Annotated in this window: 5 protein-coding genes and 1 pseudogene; 1 reads left to right on the top strand and 5 read right to left on the bottom strand. The window is 34.2% G+C overall.

Translation table 11 applies throughout. The features are described 5' to 3' along the window. The first annotated feature begins 191 nt into the window (after positions 1–191). Positions 192–977 (top strand): PhzF family phenazine biosynthesis protein, encoded by a 786-nt coding sequence (locus AB1630_09785; protein MEW6104079.1) that lies wholly within the window; start codon positions 192–194, stop codon positions 975–977. 460 nt (positions 978–1,437) lie between these two features. Here AB1630_09785 and AB1630_09780 read toward each other — a convergent pair whose 3' ends face one another. The 5 genes and pseudogenes from AB1630_09780 to uvrB all read right to left on the bottom strand — a co-directional run bounded on the left by AB1630_09780 (position 1,438) and on the right by uvrB (position 5,760). Further along, positions 1,438–1,842 (bottom strand): PIN domain-containing protein, encoded by a 405-nt coding sequence (locus AB1630_09780; protein ID MEW6104078.1) that lies wholly within the window; start codon positions 1,840–1,842, stop codon positions 1,438–1,440. Between the two features lie 9 nt (positions 1,843–1,851). Next, a complete protein-coding gene (locus AB1630_09775; GenBank protein MEW6104077.1) occupies positions 1,852–2,118 on the bottom strand; it encodes a type II toxin-antitoxin system Phd/YefM family antitoxin in 267 nt (88 codons plus the stop codon). Positions 2,119–2,529: 411 nt separating this feature from the next. Beyond that, positions 2,530–3,066 (bottom strand): hypothetical protein, encoded by a 537-nt coding sequence (locus AB1630_09770; protein MEW6104076.1) that lies wholly within the window; start codon positions 3,064–3,066, stop codon positions 2,530–2,532. A 67-nt stretch (positions 3,067–3,133) separates the two neighbouring features. Further along, a pseudogene (locus tag AB1630_09765) lies at positions 3,134–3,354 on the bottom strand (CopG family transcriptional regulator). Between the two features lie 843 nt (positions 3,355–4,197). Further along, positions 4,198–5,760, bottom strand: coding sequence for an excinuclease ABC subunit UvrB (gene uvrB / locus AB1630_09760; protein MEW6104075.1), 1,563 nt, complete (start codon positions 5,758–5,760; stop codon positions 4,198–4,200). Positions 5,761–5,914 lie beyond the last annotated feature (154 nt).

Here is a 5,914-nt window from a genome sequence, read left to right as displayed (position 1 = left end):
GTTTTGATGGTATTTAACAAAAAAATCTATAAAGGAAAAAAGAGATTATCTTTTTGTGATGTGTTTTTGATATAATATATCCTGTTTAGAGGTAATTCTGGACAAAGGTAGCGAAATATAGGAACTTATAATGCAGCAATATAAAACTGCCAATAGGCAGTATAATATAAGGTTAGAAATCAGGAAATCACATGAATATTCCGATATATCAAGTTGATGCCTTTACAAGTAAAGTCTTCTCAGGCAACTCGGCAACTGTTTGTATTCTTGAAGAGTGGCTTGATGATAACACGATGCAAAGCATAGCGTCAGAAAATAACTTGTCAGAAACTGCATTTATAATGAAAAGAGATGGTCAGTTCAAAATCAGATGGTTTACACCAAAGATAGAAGTGGATTTATGTGGACATGCTACATTAGGAGGTGCGTTCGTTTTATTCGAAGAAAAATTGATTGAAGATAACACTGTGACTTTTGAATCTCAAAGTGGCCCTTTAACTGTGGAACATTTAGATAATGGGTTGTTATCTATGAACTTCCCTTCAAGGAGACCGGTTGCTTGTAAAAAGCCAGAAGTGTTAGAGGAGGCATTGAGCACTAATGTAGTGACTACTTTAGCCTCCAGAGATTTATTAGTGATTCTTGAAAATGAAGAAAAAGTAAGTAATCTCTTGCCAAATTTGGAACTTTTGTCAAAAATCGAAGAATATATGGGAGTGATAGTATCTGCCAGAGGAAATAAGGTTGACTTTGTTTCAAGATTCTTTGCTCCAAACGCAGGCATTCCAGAAGACCCGGTTACTGGCTCAGCACATTGCACGCTAATTCCTTATTGGTCCGAACAGTTGAAGAAGGATAAATTGCATGCGTTACAACTTTCTCCAAGAGGTGGTGAGTTGTTCTGCGAAAATTTAAGCGAAAGGGTCGTTATTAAGGGTAAAGCTGCAATGTATATGAAAGGTGAGATTTACATTTAAGTTTCTAACAATTCGCTGCACCTGACCCTCCCTTCGCTCGGGCAGGTAAGCTTTGGCGTTAGACTAAAAGAGATTAAACCACGAAGGGCTAATTTCAATGTCCAATGCAAAATTAGCAATTATCAATTCAAAATTACTGTAAGTTCATTTTGCATTTTGAGTTTTGCATTGCTAATTTTTAAGTAACTATTCAGCCACTGATTAACACAGATTGACTTTGGATAAAATAGAAGGGGTTTAAAAAAGGTAGCTAGGTGAGAATAAAATGGAAAATAGGCACTTAAGGCACAAAGTAAAGAATGCTTACTAGCCTGTGTAAAAAGATAGATGATAAATAACTCTGTGCCTTTGTCCCTTTGCCCCTTTGTGCCTGACTATAGGGTAGCTAAACATGTACATATATTTTATAATTTCTGTGTCTTAAGTGGCAAATCTTCATACCTCTGAATAGTTACTTGAATTAAACAAGCCAATTCTCTAATTTTACACCTGGAAGACGAATAAAATCTTTAGTATTGGCTGTTATGACAGTCATATTATGAGAAATGGCGCAACTTGCAATCAATATATCCTCAATCCCTATTGGTTTGCCTTCATCAAAAAGATAAGCAAGGAGATTCCCTCCATTTATTGCCTCCTCTAAACCAATGGGAAGGATTTTAACCCGTGAAAGGATTTCTTCTTCAATCCGCCTCCAAAAAGTATCTTTGTCTTTTCTTCTCATTGAGCCTGCCCTTAACTCCATTACAGAAATTATGGTTGTATAAAGAGATTCAGCAGGTTTTTCTTTTAATCTTTGTAGCAATTTAGGATTTGGCTTCTTCTTTATAAGCTCACTTAAGATATTGGTATCCAGTAAGTACATCAGCTTTTTTTACATAATTCGAGGAATATGTTTACTTCTTGCTTTTATAATTTTCTCTATATCCTCAAAAAATGGGTCGTCATTGAACAACCAACCTTTAACATCGGCAAGATGAATCTTTTTTTCCTTATCAACTGGCACCAATTTAGCCATTGCTCTATTCCTTCGAAAAATATATATTTCTTCCTTTCCATAAGCTACACGACCCAATATATCTGAAAAATGCTCCTTTGCATAAGCTACATTTACCTTTTCCATATAAATTATTATAGTCATTTTGACCATTAAGGTCAAGATATTTTTTGGTTAAAAATTGGTTACCAAAAGGGCTTGTTTTTACTTTAATTATTGATGATAAATTCAGGCGATACAACTGAGCCATCAAAAAGGTATCAAAAGTATTGGTGCTTGGTCTTTACATCGGCTGTAAACTCAAGGGAAATTTGCAAAGAAAGCCAAAGTTTAGTAATTAAATCATTAAAAGGAGATGCGGAGCCATCTTGTAAGTGGTATTATGTAAATTTGTAAGTTGTAGTTAAAAAATTGTAAGTTGTAAAATTGGGGATTTCAACCATCCTGTCAAACTTGATTTAAAGTGGATAATTGACATCTCCACTCCCAATTTACGCTATTGGGTTTCGGGCTATCCTACTTCGCAGTAGTTTCGCACTTGCTCCCCTATCTCCTTTATTCATCTTTAAAATTAACAGTTTCTGTATGATTTTTTCTATGAATCTCTTGATTTAATTTCCTTAATTTTTTCAATAAATCTTCAAAGATTTGGTAAATATCGCTAAATTTTTGTTTGGGTTCTTTTATTATATCCCTTCCCTCTTTGTGTATAATTCTTACATATGCTGATTCGTTTAATTTATCACTTAATACATCAATATCTTTTATCAAATTTTTTCTAATCTCTAAGGCTTCTGATAGTGTTATTTCTCCTCCCTCATAATTTAATTTGGTATTTAAATTAACCAATTGTATCTCTTGATTTAATTTTACTCGTTTTGTTTGCAATTTCTGTAATTTTTCTTGAATTGATTTAATATCAAAATCCTTTGTGGGTTGAAGTTCATCTTCTTCTCTTGATAAAAATTCCCGCTTTCTGCTTTTTTCTCCAATTAGACTTTCTAATATTTTGGTATGTTTATCAAACTCCTCCCTTAATTCAATTGCTTCATAAATAAACAAATTATTTTTATTATCAGGCATTTTTATCATCTTTTATTATATATCATCCTTTATGATAAAGTCAAATCTTTTTTACAAGGATTTACCCTCTTTATTATTAGATTAAGTATGAGTCTTTTTTTAGTCTTTCCGCAACCCAAACTTTAATGATAGATTGACGAGGGATACCAAGACGCATGGCTTCTTTATCCAGGTAATGAATCATCCACTATTGACCCTTTTCTGCTTCTGGTTGGGTCGTCTTATCCTTGAAAGATCAAGGTGCTTAGGAATATCTTCTCCTTCATCAAACCTTTTGTCCAGTTCCTCAGCTTTCATATATTTGAACCTCCTCTTTACAAGATTGTCGCACTGATATAATCAGGACGTCCCACAGTGTTTGAGCTTCAACAAAATCTATACCATGTTTTTTCTTGTTACTTTCGCTTTTATTGGGATCAAATTCAAATTCCATACATATGTATTATACCTATTTGATATATAATGTCAATGTAAATTTTTGTTTGATGTTACTATATCAAAATGCAACACTTAATTACTAAATATACCAAAAAGCAATGAGTTTTCTAAAGTAATCTTTGGATTTAGATTTTTCATAAAGAATTTCTAAAATATCAAGATGTTATTTTTCAGTATTTTCGTACGTGTTTAGCTAATGCTTAATGTATCCTAAAGTTAGGAAAGAAGATATGGAAAATTCTAAATACATAAGCACGAAATTCTAAACAAATTCAAAGCACAAAATCCAAATGACCAAAACAATGGCCGATGTTTTTGGATTTTGAACATTTGGATTTTGATATTGTTTTAAGATTTCGGATTTTCAATTTCGGATTTATAAAGATTGATACTTTTTATGAGGAGCTAAACACATACCAAATTACGGGCCTGATGGTAAGATTGTAGGGCTGGAGGTGCTAAATGCAAGTATTGTTGGAGATGAGACATTAAAGAAGGTTATTGTAGAGGTTAGCTCTGTTCAATATATCACAGCTTAAATTGTTGATTACGATAGAGAATGGCAAGGATACCATTGGTATGGACTATGCCAAACTTGTAAGCCTTTTGGTTGAAACAATCAAAGAACTTAAGCCCTAACTTCCTATGTAAGTACTTTAATATCCCTTTATTCCTTTATTTTATACTCTTGTTACAGTTATATCAAAGGTTTTTGCTTTTTCTTATTCCCCTCTTTACCTCAAAGAGCTTATCCCTAAACAAAGCTGCCTTTTCGTATTCAAGGGTTTCTGCGGCTCTTTTCATTTGTTCTTCAAGGAATTCAATCATTGTCCAGGGGTCGCTTGATTCTATCCCAATCTCTATTTTTGGAACCCCTGCCTTTCTCTTTGTCTCAAGGTAATCTGATATATTCTTTTCTATTGTTTTTGGTGTAATATTGTTTATTCTGTTGTATTCTATCTGCCTTTTTCTCCTCCTTTCTGTCTCATCTATTGCCCTTTTCATAGAACCTGTTATTCTATCTGCATACATAATTACACATCCATCAACATTCCTTGCACACCTTCCAAATACCTGAATTAGGGATGTTGCTGACCTTAAGAATCCCTCCTTGTCTGCATCTAACACAGCAACCAGAGATACCTCTGGAAGGTCTAATCCCTCCCTTAATAGATTTATCCCAACAAGGCAATCAAAGTTTCCAAGCCTTAAATCCTGCAAAACCTCAACCCTCTTTAATGACTCTATATCAGAATGAAGGTAGCGAACCCTTAAGCCATTTCTTAAAAGATAATCTGCCAAATCCTCAGCCATCCTCTTTGTTAGGGTTGTAATTAAAACCCTCTGGTTCATATCTACTCTCTTTTTAATCTCCGTTATTAAATTTTCTATTTGATTTTCTTCACCCCTTACAAAAACCTCTGGGTCGACAATCCCTGTTGGTCTAACAATCTGTTCAACCACATTTTGACTTTTATTTAGCTCATAGAAATCTGGTGTTGCAGAAACATATATCTTTTGATTTGTTAATAAGAAAAATTCATCAAATCTTAATGGCCTATTGTCATATGCAGATGGAAGCCTAAATCCATAGTCAACAAGGGCTTTTTTTCTTGCCTTGTCTCCCTCATACATCCCCCTGATTTGGGGTATTGTTACATGTGATTCATCAATGATTGTAAGGAAATCATCTGGAAAATAATCAATAAGGGTATATGGCCTCTCCCCTGGTCTTCTTTGTGAAAGGTGCCTTGAATAATTTTCAATCCCATGGCAATAGCCGGTTGTTGTAAGCATCTCCATATCAAACCTTGTCCTTTCTTCTATTCTCTGTGCCTCAATGAGCTTTCCATTATCCCTAAAATACTTTATCCTTTCAATAAGCTCCTCCTCTATAGACCTTAATGCGCTTCTTAATCTCTCTTGGTTGGTAAGAAAATGCTTTGCAGGGTAGATAACAATAACATCTGTTTCCCTTTTCTCCTTTGTTAAGGGGTCAATAATTAAAATCCTCTCTATACAATCGCCAAAAAGAGAAAGTCTTATTATCTCCTCTCCTGTAGAGGGCAATATATCAATTGTCTCACCTTTTACCCTGAATTCCCCCCTTTCTGACGATGTAGGATTCCTTCTATATTGAAGCCTTGTCATCTCTAAAAGAAAACCATCTCTATCTATTTCATCGCCAACTGAGAGCCTAATTATGGATTCATGCCAATCAGATGGTGAGCCAAGGTTATAAATGCAGGACAGAGGCAACAACAATTACATCCTTTCTTGTCATTAAAGAGGATGGTAACTATTCACCCTATAGGGAAATAAGGAATGTATATGTTTAGATAATGTTAAGGAAAATAATGAAGCCAAAGAATAAAAATCCCAATGTCCAAATCCCAATGACAAATGAAATCCCAATGTC

Source organism: bacterium, assembly GCA_040753555.1.
In the GTDB taxonomy this organism is placed as follows: Bacteria; UBA9089; UBA9088; order UBA9088; family UBA9088; genus JBFLYE01.
The sequence above is the reverse complement of the archived record's forward strand: the minus strand, read 5'-3'. Positions and strand labels throughout refer to the sequence as shown.

Excerpts from the sequence above, each read along its gene's own strand:
- AB1630_09770 (MEW6104076.1), bottom strand. The coding sequence starts at position 3,066 with ATGATAAAAATGCCTGATAATAAAAATAATTTGTTTATTTATGAAGCA.
- AB1630_09775 (MEW6104077.1), bottom strand. The coding sequence starts at position 2,118 with ATGACTATAATAATTTATATGGAAAAGGTAAATGTAGCTTATGCAAAG.
- AB1630_09785 (MEW6104079.1), top strand. The coding sequence starts at position 192 with ATGAATATTCCGATATATCAAGTTGATGCCTTTACAAGTAAAGTCTTC.
- AB1630_09780 (MEW6104078.1), bottom strand. The coding sequence starts at position 1,842 with ATGTACTTACTGGATACCAATATCTTAAGTGAGCTTATAAAGAAGAAG.